The sequence below is a fragment of the Pseudonocardia sp. D17 genome (assembly GCF_036984265.1).
In the GTDB taxonomy this organism is placed as follows: Bacteria; Actinomycetota; Actinomycetes; order Mycobacteriales; family Pseudonocardiaceae; genus Pseudonocardia; species Pseudonocardia benzenivorans.
The window spans coordinates 1-17,063 of record NZ_BPRG01000026.1 but is presented as its reverse complement, the minus strand read 5'-3'; the positions used below and the strand labels follow the sequence as shown (position 1 = coordinate 17,063).

The 17,063-nt window shown below is 74.4% G+C and carries 16 protein-coding genes; 12 read left to right on the top strand and 4 right to left on the bottom strand.

Annotation, left to right across the window (positions count from 1 at the left end):
* Positions 1–455 precede the first annotated feature (455 nt).
* Both trmB and PSD17_RS03550 read left to right on the top strand, forming a co-directional pair.
* Positions 456–1,184 carry a tRNA (guanosine(46)-N7)-methyltransferase TrmB gene (gene trmB / locus PSD17_RS03555; RefSeq protein WP_339121511.1) on the top strand — a complete coding sequence of 243 codons (729 nt, stop codon included), beginning with the start codon at positions 456–458 and terminating at the stop codon, positions 1,182–1,184.
* Positions 1,185–1,272: 88 nt separating this feature from the next.
* Positions 1,273–2,526: a nitric oxide synthase oxygenase gene (locus tag PSD17_RS03550; RefSeq protein WP_445260987.1), complete on the top strand. Its 1,254-nt coding sequence runs from the start codon at positions 1,273–1,275 to the stop codon at positions 2,524–2,526.
* Positions 2,527–2,532: 6 nt separating this feature from the next.
* On the opposite strand, the gene paaI is transcribed toward PSD17_RS03550, so the two are convergent.
* From paaI to PSD17_RS03535, 3 genes are read right to left on the bottom strand one after another with little or no spacing between them, the layout of a single operon-like run.
* Entirely contained in the window at positions 2,533–2,991 is a 459-nt protein-coding gene (gene paaI / locus PSD17_RS03545) for a hydroxyphenylacetyl-CoA thioesterase PaaI (protein ID WP_013678607.1), read from the bottom strand.
* Between the two features lie 18 nt (positions 2,992–3,009).
* On the bottom strand, positions 3,010–4,347 hold the full coding sequence (locus tag PSD17_RS03540) for a sensor histidine kinase (protein WP_339121509.1): 1,338 nt from the start codon (positions 4,345–4,347) through the stop codon (positions 3,010–3,012).
* A gap of 1 nt (position 4,348) precedes the next feature.
* Entirely contained in the window at positions 4,349–4,984 is a 636-nt protein-coding gene (locus tag PSD17_RS03535) for a response regulator transcription factor (RefSeq protein WP_049803569.1), read from the bottom strand.
* 94 nt (positions 4,985–5,078) lie between these two features.
* On the opposite strand from PSD17_RS03535, the gene PSD17_RS03530 reads away from it, so the two are divergent.
* Genes PSD17_RS03530 through PSD17_RS03510 form a run of 5 tightly spaced genes read left to right on the top strand, consistent with a single transcriptional unit; the run spans position 5,079 to position 10,686 of the window.
* The gene (locus PSD17_RS03530) at positions 5,079–6,125 is read left to right on the top strand and encodes an iron ABC transporter substrate-binding protein (protein ID WP_013678610.1); all 1,047 of its coding nucleotides are present in this window, start codon (positions 5,079–5,081) and stop codon (positions 6,123–6,125) included.
* A gap of 53 nt (positions 6,126–6,178) precedes the next feature.
* A complete protein-coding gene (locus PSD17_RS03525) occupies positions 6,179–7,666 on the top strand; it encodes an ABC transporter permease (RefSeq protein ID WP_339121505.1) in 1,488 nt (495 codons plus the stop codon).
* Positions 7,633–8,733 (top strand): ABC transporter ATP-binding protein, encoded by a 1,101-nt coding sequence (locus PSD17_RS03520; RefSeq protein ID WP_339121504.1) that lies wholly within the window; start codon positions 7,633–7,635, stop codon positions 8,731–8,733. Before PSD17_RS03525 ends, PSD17_RS03520 begins: the two co-directional genes overlap by 34 nt.
* A gap of 10 nt (positions 8,734–8,743) precedes the next feature.
* Positions 8,744–9,367: an NYN domain-containing protein gene (locus tag PSD17_RS03515; protein ID WP_013678613.1), complete on the top strand. Its 624-nt coding sequence runs from the start codon at positions 8,744–8,746 to the stop codon at positions 9,365–9,367.
* Positions 9,364–10,686, top strand: a complete 1,323-nt coding sequence (locus tag PSD17_RS03510) for an amidohydrolase family protein (protein WP_339121501.1) — start codon at positions 9,364–9,366, stop codon at positions 10,684–10,686. The genes PSD17_RS03515 and PSD17_RS03510 overlap by 4 nt, the downstream gene beginning before the upstream one ends.
* Positions 10,687–10,977: 291 nt before the next feature.
* Here the strand turns inward: PSD17_RS03510 and PSD17_RS03505 are convergent, their stop codons facing one another.
* Positions 10,978–11,412: a hypothetical protein gene (locus PSD17_RS03505; protein WP_013678615.1), complete on the bottom strand. Its 435-nt coding sequence runs from the start codon at positions 11,410–11,412 to the stop codon at positions 10,978–10,980.
* 1,009 nt (positions 11,413–12,421) lie between these two features.
* On the opposite strand from PSD17_RS03505, the gene PSD17_RS03500 reads away from it, so the two are divergent.
* From PSD17_RS03500 to PSD17_RS03480, 5 genes are all read left to right on the top strand, one after another.
* A complete protein-coding gene (locus tag PSD17_RS03500) occupies positions 12,422–13,918 on the top strand; it encodes an AI-2E family transporter (RefSeq protein WP_339121499.1) in 1,497 nt (498 codons plus the stop codon).
* A 93-nt stretch (positions 13,919–14,011) separates the two neighbouring features.
* Entirely contained in the window at positions 14,012–14,782 is a 771-nt protein-coding gene (locus PSD17_RS03495; RefSeq protein ID WP_339121497.1) for a CoA-transferase, read from the top strand.
* Positions 14,779–15,582, top strand: a complete 804-nt coding sequence (locus PSD17_RS03490; RefSeq protein ID WP_339121495.1) for a CoA-transferase subunit beta — start codon at positions 14,779–14,781, stop codon at positions 15,580–15,582. Before PSD17_RS03495 ends, PSD17_RS03490 begins: the two co-directional genes overlap by 4 nt.
* Positions 15,579–16,361 carry a 3-oxoadipate enol-lactonase gene (gene pcaD, locus PSD17_RS03485; RefSeq protein ID WP_103384581.1) on the top strand — a complete coding sequence of 261 codons (783 nt, stop codon included), beginning with the start codon at positions 15,579–15,581 and terminating at the stop codon, positions 16,359–16,361. The genes PSD17_RS03490 and pcaD overlap by 4 nt, the downstream gene beginning before the upstream one ends.
* Positions 16,362–16,554: 193 nt before the next feature.
* Entirely contained in the window at positions 16,555–16,884 is a 330-nt protein-coding gene (locus PSD17_RS03480; RefSeq protein ID WP_013678620.1) for a DUF3040 domain-containing protein, read from the top strand.
* Positions 16,885–17,063 lie beyond the last annotated feature (179 nt).

Sequence of the window (17,063 nt, the reverse complement as noted above, 5' to 3'; positions counted from 1 at the left end):
CGGCCCCCGGCGTCCCCGCGACCCCCGGCGGGCCGGGGCGGGTCGGGGGCGCGGGCCACGCGGGCGGGCCGGACCGGTCGGGCGCCGGTGCGGCACCGACGCCGGACGGGCCCGTGAGAACGTCGCCGGGTCCTGCTCCGGACCCCCCGCCCGGTGCGGGACCCGGCGACGAGCTACGCAGCGCCAGCAGTTCGACGCCGAGATCGTCGAGTCGCCGGCCGAGCCTTCCGAGCTCGGCGGCGACGGCGGTCAGCCTGTCGTCTGACACCTGCGAATCGGACACACCGCAGAGAATGGCGATCATCGGGGCGCCGCGGATGCGTAGTACCACGCTTCGAAGGTCACGGCTCGGTCACGGTCGTGGCGCCGCCACGGCGACGGGGCCCGTCGGCGGCGACGGCGGCGTCGGGGACAATCGGCCGGTCACGATGACCAGCAGGGGGAGCAAGGAGACGATGACCGTGGGAGCCGAGACGGCGCCGGCGCCGCGGACGGACCGGATCCCGAGCTTCGTCCACCAGCGCAACCGGCTCACCGAGGGCCAGCAGTCGGCGTGGGACCGGTTGTGGCACCGGCACGGCCGCGACGTCGCCGATCTCGTCGAGGGTCGCGAGCCCTACGACCCGCCCGCCTGGTTCGGCCGCACGGCACCGCTGGTGCTCGAGATCGGGTCGGGGATGGGCGAGTCGACGGCGGCGCTCGCCGCCGCGGCGCCGGACGTCGACCACATGGCCGTCGAGGTCTTCGAGCCCGGCCTGGCACAGCTCCTGCTGCGCGTCGAGTCGTCCGACCTGACGAACCTGCTCCTGCTGCGGGGTGACGCCGTCGCCCTGCTGGACGCCTGCATCCCGGTGGATTCGCTGGACGGCATCCGCATCTTCTTCCCCGACCCGTGGCCGAAGCGCCGGCACCGGAAGCGTCGCCTGGTACAGCCCGGTTTCGTCGGTTTGGCCGCGTCCCGCCTGCGGCCTGGGGCGATCCTGCACATGGCGACCGACTGGGCGGAATACGCCGTCCAGATGCGCGATGTCGCCGACGCCGAACGGCGTCTGCAGCGCGCACCCGAGGCCGGTCCGAACGGCTTCGTGCCGCGGCCCGATTGGCGGCCGGTCTCGAAGTTCGAGCAGCGAGCGATCACGGAAGGTCGCGAAGTATCGGACCTGATGTACGAAAAGCATCACTGATGGGCGAAGGCTGACATACCGAGAGTCACATAGTAGAAAGACTCAGGTAGCAGCCTGTACCCATCGAGTGACTCCCCGGAGGCGATCCTTGACCGCAGCGGTCGGTGGTCAGCGATCGTCGGACGGCCCCCCGGAGACCGACGCCGTCCTCGTCCCGCAGCAGCACTGCCCGATGACCGGTCGGGGCCGCCCCGACGCGGGCACGCCCGATACCGGCCCCAGGCCCGTCGACCCGGACGAGGCGCTCGAGTTCCTGGAGCAGTTCCACGCCGAGCAGCCCGACGCCGCGGGCGAGCGGTACGAGCGCAGGCGCGAGGCCGTCCTCGAGGAGATCGCGAGCACCGGGACCTACCGGCACACCAGCCGGGAGCTGGCGTTCGGCGCGCAGGTCGCGTGGCGGAACTCGGCCCGGTGCATCGGGCGGCTGTACTGGAAGACGTTGCACGTCCGCGACCGCAGGCACCTCACGGCACCGTCGGACGTCGCGGCCGAGTGCATCGAGCACCTGCGCGAGGCCACGCGCGGCGGTCGCATCCGGTCGACGATCACGGTGTTCGCCCCTGACGTGCCCGAGCGCCCCGGGCCCCGCATCCACAACGAGCAGCTCATCCGCTATGCCGGGCACCGGCTCCCCGACGGCATCGTGCGCGGCGACCCCCGGCTGGCCGACTTCACCGACCTCGTCGAACGTCTCGGCTGGCGGCGTCCCGAGCCCCGCGGCCGGTTCGACGTGCTGCCCCTGCTCGTGTCGGGTCCCGACGGTCGCCCGCAGCTGTTCGACCTGCCGGAGGACGCCGTCCTCGAGGTCCCGCTGACCCACCCAGACCTCGCGTGGTTCGCCGACCTGCGGCTGCGCTGGCACGCGGTACCGGCGATCAGCAACATGCCCCTCGTCGTCGGCGGCGTTCGCTACCCGGCCGCACCGTTCAACGGCTGGTACCTCAACACGGAGATCGGTGCCCGCAACCTCGCCGACGACGACCGCTACGACCTGCTCCCGGCGGTCGCGCGGCGGATGGGCCTGGACACGAGCTCGGTGCGGACGCTGTGGCGCGACCGCGCCCTCGTCGAGCTGACCCGGGCGGTGCAGCACTCGTTCGACGCGGCCGGGGTCACGATGGCCGACCACCACACGGAGTCCGAGCGCTTCCTCATCCACGTCGAGAAGGAGGAGAAGGCCGGCCGGTCCTGCCCGGCCGACTGGACGTGGATCGTGCCGCCGCTCTCGGGCGGGCAGACCAAGGTGTTCCACCGCTACTACGACGACCCGCGCCCCGACGAGCGCCCGGCGTTCCTGCCGCCCGGCGCCGACCCGTTGCTCGACCCGCCGACCGCGGGCTGACGGAGGTCAGGCCGGCGCGGGGGGCGGCGCGGCCAGGCCGGGAACCGTCCGGCTCCGGCCACGGAACTCGGCGATCACAGTGTCGCCGACGCGGACGGTGACGTCGTAGATGCCCGACCGTCCCGACCCGGCGCGGTGCCACGCCTCGGCGACCATCTCGTCGCCGCTCGCGGCCGGCCGCAGGAAGGCGACGTCGGCGCCCGCGGCGACCGTGGACACCCCGAAGCTGTTGCACGCGTACGCGAACGCCGCGTCGGCCAGCAGGAACACGTATCCGCCGTGGCAGATGCCGTGCCCGTTGAGGTGCTTCTCGGTCACGGTCAACGCCGTGACGGCCCGGCCCGGGCCGACGTCGACCAGCCGGACCCCGGCCTCCCGGGCGGCGACGTCGGCGTGCTCCATCGCGGCCGCCGCGTCCCGGGCGACCCGGAGCGCATCGGCGGCGGAGTTCTCGGGGGCAGGCACGGACGACAGTCTGCCCGGTCAGCGCTCCGGGGATCCGAGGGGTGACGGGAGCAGCTCCGGCAGCCGGGCGGGCAGCGTCACCTCGACGACCGTCCCGTCGCCGGGCGCGCTGCGCACGTCGAGGGTCCCGCCGCGCTCCTCGACGGCCAGCGCCACCAGTCGCAGGCCGACGTGCCCGTCCCCCGGGGGCGCGGTCGGGTCGAACCCGCGCCCGTCGTCGGTGACGGTCATCCGCACCCGCCCCGGCCCGGGCGTGTCGACGGCGACCCGCACGACGCCGGGCGCGCCGTGGCGGACGGCGTTGCGCAGCAGCTCCCGGCCGATCCGGTGCAGGAGGGCGACGACCTGCGCGTCGGGCTCGTCGGCGACGTCGACGGTCGTCTCCAGCGGCGTTCCGGCCGCGCCGCGCTCGTGCTCGGCGGCGAGCTCCTGCAGCGACGTCCGGATGTCGGGGATGCCCAGTCCTCCGGGCGCGAGCTCGGTGAGCAGGCCGCGCAGCAGTCCGACGTCGCGTTCCACGAGCCCGTGGGCGCGGCCGAGCAGCTCGCGGCGCCCGCCGTCGGTCTCGTCGAGCAGCAGCGCGTCGAGCAGCAGCCCGGTGCCGGCGAGGTCCTGGACGACGCCGTCGTGCAGGACCTGGGCGAGCTCGCGGCGCTCGCGTTCGGAGGCGGCGAGGCCGTAGTGCAGCACGGCCTGCCGCTCCCGCTGGTCGCGTTCCACGCGGTGGGCCAGCGACAGCGTGATCGGGACGGTCGCGGCGGCGAGGACGAGCAGGCTCCCGATCACGAGCGGCAACAGGTGCGCCATCGCGCTGCGGACGGTCGCGGCGGTGTCGACCGGCACGTAGACCTCGAGTCGCATGGGCACGCCCCACGCGTCGCGGAAGCCGACGAACGCCTCCAGCAGGGCGCGGTCCTCGGCCCGCTCGTAGCGGTGCTCGGGATCGTCGGGGACCCGCAGCACGACGATCTCGCCCGCGTCGAGCCGGCGGGCGAGATCGGCGTCGAAGCGGCGGCGTTCGCCCTCGATGCGTGGCTCGTCGGACACCACGACCTGCACCTGGTCGCCGACGACCCGCCAGATCTTGACCCGCGCGAGCATTCCCGAGTCCACGAACGGGGCGAGGCCGCGGAGGATCTCGTCGCGGGAGGTCGGGTGGACGGGGTCGTAGTGGTGCGCGGAGAGGGCGACCCCGACGGCGGTCGCGACGCGGCCGGCGACGTCCCGGGCGGTGCGGTGGGCCTCGCCGTTGGCGAACAGCCAGAGCCCGCCGACGGTGATCGCCGACAGGACGGCCGCGACGACCGCGGTGAGGACGGCGTGCCGGACGAGTTCCCGGCGGACGACCGGCCGCACGTCAGCGGGGACCGTCGAGCTCGACGACGCCGAGCCGGTGCGCGGTGACGACGGCCTCGAGCTGGGTGTGCGCCCCCAGCTTGGCCAGCAGCATCTTGATGTGGTCGCGGGTGGTGTAGAGGGAGATGCCGAGGTCGCCCGCGATGCGGTGGGCGTCGAGGCCGCGGGCGAGTGCGCGCAGCACGTCGTGTTCGCGGCCGGTGAGGTTGGGCGCGGGAGCCGGGTCGTCGGTGACCTCGCGGGCGCCGCCCCGGACGGCGCCGAGGATCTCGCTCAGCGCGCCGTCCTTGGGCAGGAAGGCCACGGCGCCCTCGGCGAACGCCCGCGCGGCGGCGTCGGGCCGGGGGTGCGCGGTCAGGACGACGGTGCGCACGTGCGGTCGCAGTGTGCGCAGCCGGGGCAGCAGGCAGAGGCCGTCGCCGTCGGGCAGCTGCAGGTCGACGATGGCGACGTCGAACTCGGTGGTCTCCGTGACGCGGGCCGCGTCGGCGAGCGAGTGGGCGACCGCGACGCAGCGCAGGTCGGGCTGCATGCCGAGGGTCAACGACAGCATGTCGGTGAAGACCCGATGGTCGTCGAGCACGAAGACCGACCGGCGGCGCGCGGTGCCGCGAGCGTGGCCGTTGGGCGTGTGCACCCCCGAATTTTGGGGGGACGACTCGGACATACCGGAAGTTTAGCCTCACCTAATTCCTCCCCACCCCTCGTCCGAAGAAACAGGTGCACCTGCGATGTCCACACCACGGCGACGGCTGGCCCTCCTGGCCGGCGCGCTCACCGCGGCTCTGGCCCTCTCGGCCTGCGGCGGCGGCTCAACACCCGCCGCCCCCGCGACCACCGCGGCCTCCGGCGACCGGACGCTCGTCGTCTACTCGGGTCGTGAGGAGGCACTCGTCGGAGAGCTGATCAAGCAGTTCGAACAGACGTCGGGGATCAAGGTCGAGACCCGGTACGGGTCGACCACCGAGCTCGCGGCCCAGCTGCTCGAGGAGGGTGACCGCACGCCGGCGCAGGTGTTCCTCTCCCAGGAGTCGGGTGCCCTCGGAGCGGTCGCCGCCGCCGGCCACCTCACCACGCTCCCGGCCGACGTGACCTCGGCCGTCCCCGCCAACTACACGTCGAAGGACGGGTCGTGGGTCGGTCTCACCGGCCGGGCCCGCGTCATCGCCTACGACAGCCGGACGTACGCGGCCGACCAGGTGCCCGGCGACATCACCGAGCTGGTCCAGCCGCAGTGGAAGGGCAAGATCGCGATCGCACCGACCAACGCCTCGTTCCAGGCCCACGTCACCGCACTGCGCGTGACCGCGGGCGAGGAGGCCGCCCGGGCCTGGGTGCAGGGGCTGAAGGCCAACGAGCCGCAGATCCACCGCAACAACACCGCGATCCTCGAGGCCGTCAACGCGGGCACCGCGGGTCTCGGCCTGATCAACCACTACTACTGGGCCCGGTCGGAGACCGACCCGACGACGCTGCGCGCACAGCTGAAGTTCGGCGACCCCGGCTCGGTGAGCGCGCTGGTCAACGTGACCGGGGCGGGCATCCTGAAGGGTGCGGCGCAGTCCCCGGAGGCGGCCGAGTTCGTGAAGTTCCTGGTGTCGCCGCAGGCCCAGAAGTACTTCGCGGAGAAGACGGCGGAGTACCCGCTCGTCGCGGGCGCCGGCGCGCCGAAGGCCGTGCCGCCGCTGGACCGCCTCGGTGGCCCGGACATCGACCTGGCCCAGCTGTCGTCGGTCCGGACGACGGTCGAGATGCTCACGCAGGAGGGTCTCGTCTGACCGCGCGGCCGAACCCGCGGTCCGGGTGGACGGGGCACCGTCCACCCGGACCGTTGCTCGCGGCGGGGGCGGCGGTCGCCGTCCTCGCCGCCCTTCCGCTGGTCTACCTCGTCGTGCGCGCGGGCCAGGCAGGTGGTGACCGCGTCGTCGCCGTGCTCACCCGGCCGCGGACCTGGGAGCTCGCCGCGAACACGGTGTTGCTCGTCGCGGCGGTGTGTCTGGGCTGCCTCGTCCTGGGCGTCACGACGGCCGTGCTCGTCGTGCGCATCCGACTGCCCGCGCCGGGCCTCTGGTGGGTGCTGGCCTCGTTGCCGCTGGCGATCCCGTCGTACATCACGGCGTTCGCCTGGCTCGCCGCGTGGCCGGGCCTCAACGGGTTCTGGCCGGTCGTCGGGGTGATGGTGCTGGCGTGCACGCCGTACGTCACGATCCCGGTGCTGGCGGCACTGCGGCTGGCCGACGCCGGGCCCGAGGACGTGGCGCGGACGCTGGGCCGCGGCCCGGTCGCGGCCTTCGCGACGGTGACGCTCCCGCAGGTGCTGCCCGCGGCGCTGGCCGGATCGCTGCTCGTCGCGCTCTACACGCTCTCCGACTTCGGCGCGATCGCGCTGCTGCGCTACCAGGCCCTCACCTGGGCGGTGCACGCCTCCTACACGGGCACCCTGGACCGCGTCACCGCCGCCGTCCTCGCGCTGGTCCTGACGGCGTTCGCGCTGGCGATGGTGCTGGCCGAACGCCGGGTGCGGCGGCGGGCCACGGCCGGCCGTGCGGTCGTCGCGACCCGGCGGGCCGACCCCGTGTCCCTGGGCCCGTGGGCGACGGCCGCGACCGCGACGGGGCTCGCCGCCGTCGCCGCGCTGTCGCTGCTGCTGCCGCCTGCCGTCCTGGCGAGCCGGATCCTGCGGGCGGGGACGGCGCCCGACTGGGTGGACCTGGCCCGCAGCGCCGTCACGACGCTGGCCCTGGGGGCCGCGGCCGCGGCCCTCGTCGTGGTGCTCGCCGTCCCGGTGGGCGTGCTGGCGGCCCGGTACCGGGGGCGATCGGTCGGCGTCGTCGAGTCGCTCGCATACCTCGGCCACGGGCTGCCGGGCATCGTCGTCGGGCTGGCGCTGGTGTTCCTGTCCCTCGGCCTGCTCCCCGCGCTCTACCAGACGGCGCCGGTGCTGGTCTTCGCCTACGCGGTCCTGTTCCTGCCCAAGGCGGTCGGCGCGACCCGGGCCGCCGTCGAACGGGTGCCGACGTCGGTCGAGGAGGTCTCCCGCACGCTCGGCCGGTCCGCGCTGGGGACGTGGTTCGCGGTGACCGGCCGTCAGGCCTGGCCCGGGATCGCCGCGGGCGGCCTGCTCGTGGCGGTCACGACGATGAAGGAGCTCCCGGCGACGCTCATGTTGCGGCCCATCGGACTCGACACCCTGGCGACGGACCTGTGGCAGCACACCTCGATGGGGGCCTACGGCGCCGCCGCACCCGCGGCGCTGCTGCTGGTCCTCGTGGCGAGCGTGCCCGCGTGGTTCCTGTCCGAGCGGGGGCGGCGCCGGTGACCGGCGACGGGATCGTCCTGCGGGTGCGCGGGGTGTCCGCCGGGTACGGCGGACGGCGCGGCCCGCTCGTCCTGCGCGACGTCGACCTCGACGTGCACGCCGGTGAGTTCGTCAGCGTCCTGGGCGTGAGCGGCAGCGGGAAGACGACGCTGCTGCGCACCGTGGCCGGACTGCACCCGGTGGCGACCGGCACCGTCGAGATGCGGGGCCGCGACCTCGCCCGGGTCGCGCCACAGCACCGCGGCATCGGGCTGGTTCCGCAGGAGGGTGCGCTGTTCGGCCATCTCACGGTAGCGCGCAACGTCGGCTACGGGCTGCGCCGGCTGCGCGGCCCGGAACGGGCGACGCGGGTGGCGGAGCTGCTCGCCCGCCTGGAGCTCGACGGGCTCGCCGGCCGCATGCCGCACGAGCTCTCCGGCGGGCAGCGCCAACGGGTGGCGCTGGCCCGGGCGCTGGCGCCCGAACCGGCCGTCGTCCTGCTCGACGAGCCCTTCGCCAACCTCGACGCGGGGCTGCGGGCCGCGGTGCGCGCCGACGTCGTCGCCACGCTGCGCGCCGCGGGCACCGCGGCCATCCTCATCACCCACGACCAGGACGAGGCGTTCTCCGTCTCCGACCGCGTCGCCGTCCTGCACGAGGGCCGGATCGTGCAGGACGACGAGCCCGAGATCCTCTACTCCGCACCGGCGACGGAGTGGCTGGCCCGGTTCGTCGGCGCCGCGACCCTGCTGCGGGGCGAGAGCGACGGCGCCGTCGTCGACACCCCCCTCGGACCGGTCCGCCACCGTCCCGGACGGCCGGGCGTCGTGACGGCGGTGGTCCGGCCGGAGCAGGTCAGGCTCGGGGAACCCGGCGTGTCCGCGCTGGTGGTGGCAGTCGAGTTCCACGGCCACGCCCGGCTGGTGCGGCTCGCCGTGGCCGACGGGACCACCGCGACGGCCCGTGTCCCCGCCGACGCCGGCGCGCCCCGCCCGGGCGAGGCGACGACCGTCTCGGTGACCGGCACCGTGCACGTGCTGCGCACGGGCGCGGGTTCCTCGGACCGGACGACGGTGGGGCACGGATAGGGTCGCGTGCATGAGTGAGTCCGGCGGAACCCCGCCACCCCGGGTACTGCTGGTCTGGGACGCACCGAACATGGACATGAGCCTCGGCTCCCTGCTCGGCGCGCGCCCCACGTCGACGTTCCGGCCACGGTTCGACGCCGTCGGCCGCTGGCTGCTCGACCTCGCCGGCCCGGAGGCGACCGCCGAGGCCACCGTGTTCACCAACGTCGTCCCCGGCAGCACCGAGGTCGTGCGGCCGTGGGTCGAGGCGCTGCGCAACGTCGGTTTCGCCGTCTTCGCCAAGCCGAAGACCACCGAGGACTCCGACGTCGACGAGGACATGCTGCGGCACATCCAGCTGCGTGCCGACGAGGGCGTGCTGCGGCACGTCGTCGTCGCCTCGGGCGACGGGCGGGCCTTCCGCGAGCCGCTGGAGGAGCTGGTCGCCAAGGGCGCCGGCGTCACCGTCATCGGCTTCCGCGAGTACGCGACCTTCGCGCTCAACTCGGAGGTCCTCGAGTTCGTCGACCTCGAGGACATCGACGGCGTCTTCCGCGAGCCGTTGCCGCGCATGACCCTCGACACGCTGCCCGACGGCGGCGCGTGGCTCCCGCCGTTCCGCTCGCTGCGGTCGTTGCTCGACCCCCGGCGGTGACGGCGGCCCGGCTCACCGCGCCCGTCGCGCTGACCTGTGGCGCGGGCTGTCCCGTCGTGCGTGACGCGGTCGTCGACGTGCGCGCCGACGGCCGGATCGGCTGGGTCGGCCCGCGCGCGCAGGCGCCGGCGTCCACCGCGCCGGTCCGTGCACTCCCCGGGCTGCTGATCCCCGGTCTGGTCAACACCCACTGCCACACGCCGATGACGGTGCTGCGGGGGATGGGCGGGGACCTGCCGCTCATGCAGTGGCTGACCGGGGTGATGTGGCCGGCGGAGGCCCGGCTGACCGGCGACGACGTCCGCGCGGGCATGACGTCGGGCTGCATCGAGCTGCTGCGGACCGGGTGCACGACCAGCACCGAGATGTACTTCTTCACGGACGCCGTGATCGAGGCGGTCCTCGCCGTCGGAACGCGGGCCGTCGTCACGCCGGGGATCATCGACGCGCCCGGCTGGGACCGCCTGGGAACGTGGGAACAGATGCGCGACGACGTCTCCGCGCGCATCGACGCCGACGGCCTGCGTCATGGCCCGGGCGAGCGGATCGAGCTGGGCTACGGCCCGCATGCCGCCTACACGCTGCCCGCCCCCGCGCTCGCCTCCGTCGCGGAGCACGCCGCGCACCGCGGCGCGCTGGTCCACATCCACGTCGCCGAGTCGGCGCAGGAGGACGCGCAGATCCGCGCCGAGCACGGGTCGGTCCCGGCGCTGCTCGACGCGTCCGGCCTGCTCGGGGGCCGGCTGCTCGCGGCGCACGGCGTCCACCTCTCCGACGACGACGTCACCCTGCTCGCCCGGCGCGGCGCCGCGGTCGCGCACTGCCCGGGTTCCAACGGCAAGCTCGCCGCGGGGATCGCGCGGGTGTCGGCGCTGCGGGCCGCGGGTGTGCGGGTCGGGCTGGGCACCGACGGCCCGGCATCGGGTGACGATCTCGACCTCTGGCACCAGGCCCGGCTCGCCGGCCTGCTGGCCCGGCTCGGCACCGACGACGCGGCGGCCCTCACCGCCGCCGACCTGCTCCTCCTCGCCACCCGCGACGGAGCCGAGGCACTGGGGCGCGACGACATCGGCGCGCTCGAAACCGGTCGCTGGGCCGATCTCGTGCACATCGACCTCGACGATCCCGCCTTCCTCGATCCCGACGACGACGCGCAGCTGCTGTCGAACCTGGTGTGGGCGGGCGGCGCGCGGGCCGTGCGCGACGTCTGGGTCGCGGGCGAGCAGGTGCTCGACGCGCGCCTGCCCACCCGGGTCGACGCGCCCGCGGCGTTCGCGGCGACACGGGCCGTCGCGAGGCGGCTGCACGCGCAGGCCTGACTCCTACGCTCCGGTGGTTCCAGTGCATGGGAGCGTGGCCCGGCGCGGTGTCCGGGAAGCGCGGGCCGACACGCCGTTCGCGCGGCGCGGTCCGGGTAGCGCGGCCCAGGTAGCGCGGTGTCCCGGGTAGCGCGCGAAGGCCGGGGCCGTGACGACCGGGTCTCCCCTCCGGTCGTCACGGGCACCCGGCCCGCGTCGTGCAGGTGACCCGCTCCCCAGCAGATCACCGATCCCCTCCGGCCCGTCGTCCCGGCCCTGCCCGGTTCGACCGGACGGAGGGGCACAGCTCGGCTACCAGCCCATTGCCGCTCCGGACCGCATCGCTGCCTCGTAGCGGCTGTGCCGGCCACCCTCGCGGCGGGCCTCGCGGCGCGACTCGCGCGCGCCGGCCTCGGGCAGCCCGTGCCGACCGGTCCGCAGCGCCGCCTGCGCGGCGGCGGCCGTGTAGGCCTGCGCGGGGACCGGCGCCGTGAGCGGATCGCGGCGGAACTCGGTCAGCGGGTCGCTCTCGCGCGAGGTGCGTGCGCGGCGCCGCGGCTGCTCGGCCGCAGGCTCGTGCTGCCGGCTACGCCATCCGCCGACCGTCAGCGAATGGAAGATCGGCGTCTCCGCCGCGATCTCGGTCCGGCTGGCGTGCCGCCCCGGGAAGGGACCGCTGTCCTCGACCCCGAGCATCACGCGGCGTCGTGCGACGACCGCCCCGACACCCCTCATCTGATCCGTCACGCCCACCTCCGTGTCCGTTCCCCTGCGATGCGCGCCACAGGACCGGTCCCTCCGAGCAGACGCGAGAGGTGGGGCCGTTCGGCGCACTCTGACACCCACAACGGGGTCACACGCCCGGGGAAACGGCCTCGGAGCCGTCGTTACAGCGATTCCGGCCGTTTTCGCTCGTTCGAGTGGCGCGTCGAAACGATCACGCTCTGTCGAGTACCCGAGTGTGTCGGAGGGCGACCGTCGACGACGCACGTGTCATCCTCGCGGCCCGTAACACGCGCTCACGGATCCTTGACAACGACCGTCGTTGCCGATCCGAGACCTTCCCGTCGCCGGGTACTGATCCACGCCACCGGCGTCGAGCAGCCCCTCACCTGCGCCGGGACCGGCTCGGCCGGACAGTGCGGATCGACTGTGGGCGTCAGCCCGGCGCCCTCGATTGCGCACGTCAGGTCGGAGATCGACCCCTCGCCCCGGCGTGTCGCCGCCCGAGGGTCGGCTCCACGCGACGTACGGTGCGACCCGCACGAGCCCTCGCGGCGGTGCCGCTGCGGTCGCCCTGCGATTCGTCCGTTCTCACCCAGCGTTACGTGTGGATCCTCGTTCTGAGCATCGTGATCTCGAACAGAGGTCAACTACACGGGTGTAATTCGGCTCTACGTCCCAACCGGGTCGCCTGCGCTGCTCCGGTGCGGGGGTGCTGCTGCCCGTCCGGCCCAGTGCGCACGGTTGACCCGGGCTCCGGCGGGGTACCGGTCCCGATGCCCCGCACCGCCGCCCCCGGCCCGGCCCTCGCCCGGCCACCGCAGGACCCCGACGTCCACGTCCGACGGAGTGCCGCAGCCGCAGACCCGGCCCGCCCGCCCCGAGCCGGCGACCCCCGCGCCACCACCGACACCCGCGCCACCTCCGACACCGGCCTCCACGGACCTCCCGGGCACCCCGCCCTCCGCACCCGACGGAGTGCCGCGACCGCTGACCCGGCCCGGACGTCGCGCGCTGGCGATACCGTCGCGACATGAGCGAGGAGACGGCGCGAACCGGACCAGACGGGGTCCCGGCCGCGCAGAGCCGGGCACGGTCGGACGCCACGCCCGAGCCGTCCGACGCGCCGACAGCCGGCGCACCCGGAACCGGCGCAGCGGACACCGGCGCGAGGGACAACGCCGGAACGGGTGCCGGTGCGGCGGGTCGCGGGACACCCGAGATCGACGCCACCACTGCGGACGCCCCGGAACTCGACGCCACCGGACTCGACGCCACCGAACTCGACGCCACCGAGATCGCCGCCACCGATGCGGCGCCGCCCGCGCCGAACCGGCGCTCCGGTGTCCGCGGCAGCGACCTGATCCCCACACCGCTGCGCGTGACGTCCGAGGTCTGCGCCCGAGTGCTGATCATCGCGGCGGCCTTCGGGCTCCTCGTCTTCGTCATCATCGAGCTGCGCGTGGTCGTCGTGCCCGTCGCGATCGCCGTGCTGCTCTCGGCGCTGCTCGCCCCGGTCGTGCACTGGCTGGTCGCGCGCCGGGTCCCTCGCGGACCCGCGACGTTCCTCGTCCTCATCGGCGGCATCGCGTTGCTGGGCGGGCTGCTGTCGTTCGTCATCAACACCTTCATCGCGGGCTTCCCCGCACTGCAGGCCCAGCTGACGGCGAGCTTCCAGTCGGTCCAGCAACTACTGGCCGGGCCACCGCTGCGCATCCCGACGTCGCAGCTCGACAATCTGCCCGCCCAGATCGAGCAGGCGATCCGCGACAACAGGGACGTCCTCACCTCCGGCGCGCTGACGACGGCCGCGACCGTCACCGAGATCGCCGCAGGCCTCGCGTTGACCCTCTTCTCGCTGATCTTCTTCCTCTACGACGGACCGCGGATCTGGCGATTCCTGCTGCGGGCGGCCCCCCGGGCCCGTCGGGAACGGGTCGACGTCGCGGGCAGGCGCGCGTTCGCCTCGCTCGTCGGCTACACCCGGGCGACGGTGCTCGTGGCGATCGTCGACGCCGTCGGCATCGGCATCGGACTGTGGGCGGTGGGCGTGCCGCTGGTCGTCCCGCTCGCGGCGCTGGTGTTCCTGGGCGCGTTCATCCCGACGGTGGGCGCCGTCGTCACCGGCGCGGTCGCGGTGCTGATCGCGCTGGTGGCCAACGGGCTCATCCCCGCGTTGATCATCCTGGGCGTCGTCGTCGCGGTGCAGCAGCTCGAGGGACACGTCCTGCAACCCCTGCTGCTCGGTCGAGCCGTGTCGCTGCATCCGCTCGCGGTGGTCCTGTCGGTGGCGGCCGGCGTCGTCATCAGCGGGATCGCCGGGGCGCTGCTCGCGGTGCCGCTCCTCGCGGTCATCACGGCCGCGGTGCGCTCGCTCACCGCGCCGACGGAGCCGTCACCGCTGCTGGTCAACGCCGTCGATCCGCGCCACGGCCATCCCGTCGTCACCTTCGGGACCGCGGCCCGCGAGCCGGGCTTCTGGTCGCGGCTGGCCGGCCGGATCGCCAAGCTCGCCTCGAGATCGTCCTGATTCATACGTACGTCTAATACGTCTGTCCAGGACGGACGTCCACCCGAGGTGCGACGCGTTGCCGGACGCCCCGCGCAGGGTTAGCGTGCGCTCGTGCCGGAGATCGTGGAGCTGTCGGCGGTGGTGGGCGAGCTCGTCCGCGACGGTGCCACGGTGGCGCTGGAGGGCACGGGCGATCTCGCCCCCTACGCGGCGGCGCACGAAATCGTGCGGTACCGACGTCGTGACCTGAGGGTCGTCCGCAGCACCGCGGACGCACTGGCCGACCGGCTCGTCGGCGCGGGCTGCGTCGGCTCGCTGGTGTTCGCGCGCGCGGACGGGCCGGGCGACCGCCCGCCGCCCCGGTTCCGCGACGCGCTGTCGCGGCAGTGGCCGCGCCCGCTGTGCCTGGAAGAGCACTCCACCCCGGCACTCGCCGCCCGCTACGGCGCGGCGGCGAGCGGGCTCCCGTTCGGCGTCCTTCGGGACACCGGCTCCGATCTCGCCCACCACACCGACACGATGGCGACGGTCCGCTGCCCCTTCACCGGGGTGATCGTCGCGGCGGTCGCCGCGCTCGCGCCCGACGTCACGATCGTCCACGCACGACAGGCGGATCGCGCCGGGAACGTGCAGCTCGCCGTCCCCCTCGGGCTGCGCCGGGAGGCCGTGTTCGCGGCCCGCAGCGCACTGGTCACCGTCGACGAGGTCGTCGACGCCCTCGACCCGGCACCGGGCGCCGTCGTCGTGCCCGGCGCGTTCCTGACCGCGATCGCCGTCGTCCCGCCGCAGGACGACGAGCCGCGCGACGCCGGCTGGGCCGAGCTCGCTGCCGACCGCGACCGTTTCACGGCGTGGCTCGACGGACTCGGAGAGCCCCGATGACCGCGCCGGACGTCGAGATCGCGCCCTGCACCGCTGAGGAGCTCATGGCCGTCGTCGCCGCCCGGGCGGTCCGGGACAGGCAGGTCGTGCTCGTCGAGGGCGACGGGCCGGGGGCGGTGGCCGCCCAGCTGGCCCGGCGCACGCACGCCCCGCGGACGACGGTCCTCGACCGGTCCGGCGCGGTCGACGTCCGGCTCGACGACGGCGCGCTCACCGAGCGGTCGGTGCTGGACGCAGCCCTCACCGTCGTCGCCCCGGCGGAGATCGACGGCTGGGTGCAGGCCGGTCGCGTCGACGTCGGCTTCGTGACGGCCGTGCAGATCGACCGCCACGCCAACCTCAACGCGACCGTCCTCGGTGAGTACGACGAGCCGACCGAACGGCTGCCCGGCGGCGGCGCGACCGCGGAGGCGGCGGCGTGGTGCGGCGAGGTCGTCGTCCTGCTCCCGCACCGGCTGCGCTCGTTCGTCGAGCAGGTCGACTTCGTCACCGCCGTCGGCCACGGCACCGGACCGCACGACCGGGCGCTCCTGGGCCTGCGCGGGCGCGGCCCCGTCCGGGTCGTCACCGACCTCGGTGTCCTCGAGCCGGATCCCGAGACCGTCGAGCTGGTCCTGACCGCACTGCATCCCGGCGTCGACGTCGAGCAGGTACGCGCGGAGACGGGCTGGGACCTGCAGGTTGCGCCCGAGGTCGTGACGACGCCCGCGCCCACCGCCGAGGAGCTGGCCGTCGTGCGGTCGCTGCGCCCGCCCGCCCCGGGGACGGCCGGCGACGGCGTGGCAGGCTCCGCGGTATGAGCGTCACCCTGCACCACGTGATCGACGGCCCCACCGAGATCGACGCGGCCGACGCACCGGTGCTGGTGCTGATCGGGTCGTTGGGCAGCACGCTCGACATGTGGCGCCCCAACATCCCCGAGCTCGGGCGCCGGATGCGGGTGGTCCGGCTCGACCCCCGCGGCCACGGCGGTTCGCCCGCACCCGCGGGCGACTACTCGATGGCCGACCTCGCCGACGACGTCGTGACGACCCTCGACACGCTCGGCGTCGACCGGTTCCACTACTGCGGGCTCTCGCTGGGCGGGATGATCGGGCAGTACGTGGCCGCCGAACATCCCGAGCGCGTCCGGACGCTGACGCTGTGCTGCACGTCGTCGTGGTACCCCGACAGCACGCCGTGGATCGAGCGCCGCGCCGCGGTCCTGGCCGAGGGCACGGCGTCGATCGCGGACGCCGTCGTCGCGCGCTGGTACACCCCGGACTGGGCCGCGGCCCATCCGGACGTGGTGGCGGAGTCCGTCGGCTGGATCGCGAGCACCTCCGACGTCGGGTACGCCGGGTGCTGCGCCGCCATCGGGGCGCTGGACAGCCGGGAACGGCTGCGCACCGTCGTCGCTCCGACGCTCGTGGTCGGCGGCGCGGACGACCTCGCCACGCCCGTCGACCCGCACGCGACGACGATCGCCGCGGCGATCCCGGGTGCCCGGCTCGAGGTACTGCCGGCGGCGGCCCATCTCGCGACCGTTGAACGCGCAGCAGCGGCCACCCGGCTGATCCTCACCCACGCGGGGGTGTGACGACGCCCATTCGGGCGTACGCCGAGAACGTCAGTCAACGCGCTGTAGGCTCCGATCAGCGACGTTCACCACGGTCGAGTCGTAGATAACGATTGGATCACATACCCTGGACGGACTGTGTGATTCCGGGATCAGCGCCGAGCCGGGATCGACCCGAAGCACCGTCCGACCGACCGTGATACCCGGAGTCCTCGTGCTCAACGAACGCGAACGCGGCGTCCTGGCCGACATCGAGCGCAACCTCGTCGGCAGCGATCCCCATCTCGCCCGCCTGTTCCAGAAGCTGGCCTATGTCCGTCCGCGTGCCCGCGGCGGCGCCGCGCAGACCGGTATCCGCAGGCGCAGCATGCGCGATGCGGGAGTCGCGCCGTGTCTGATGCTCGTCAGCGGGCTGTTGCTGATCGTCCTCGGCGGGATCAGCGCGGCCGTCCCGGTCGTCGGCACGGGGATCGTGATGGCACTGCTCGCGTTCGTCCTCGCCGCGGTCGGCACTCCGTCGCCGCGCCCGGGCCCCGCCACCTGAGGCTCTCTCCGCGTCCTCCCACCCCCCGTACCCGGCGTCGCTCCCCGGACCGGAACGTGGGCGCTGTCGTGCGCCCATGTTCCCGGCCCTGACCGGGATCGCGGATCAGCCGTGCGCGAGGTCGGTGAAGCGGCTGTAGTGCAGCTGGTGCGCGACGGTGATCGTGCTGGTCGGGCCGT

Bases quoted from the DNA above. Each gene is read 5' to 3' on its own strand.
- trmB (WP_339121511.1), top strand. From the start codon at position 456: ATGACCGTGGGAGCCGAGACGGCGCCGGCGCCGCGGACGGACCGGATC.
- PSD17_RS03530 (WP_013678610.1), top strand. From the start codon at position 5,079: ATGTCCACACCACGGCGACGGCTGGCCCTCCTGGCCGGCGCGCTCACC.
- PSD17_RS03515 (WP_013678613.1), top strand. From the start codon at position 8,744: ATGAGTGAGTCCGGCGGAACCCCGCCACCCCGGGTACTGCTGGTCTGG.
- PSD17_RS03500 (WP_339121499.1), top strand. From the start codon at position 12,422: ATGAGCGAGGAGACGGCGCGAACCGGACCAGACGGGGTCCCGGCCGCG.
- PSD17_RS03490 (WP_339121495.1), top strand. From the start codon at position 14,779: ATGACCGCGCCGGACGTCGAGATCGCGCCCTGCACCGCTGAGGAGCTC.
- pcaD (WP_103384581.1), top strand. From the start codon at position 15,579: ATGAGCGTCACCCTGCACCACGTGATCGACGGCCCCACCGAGATCGAC.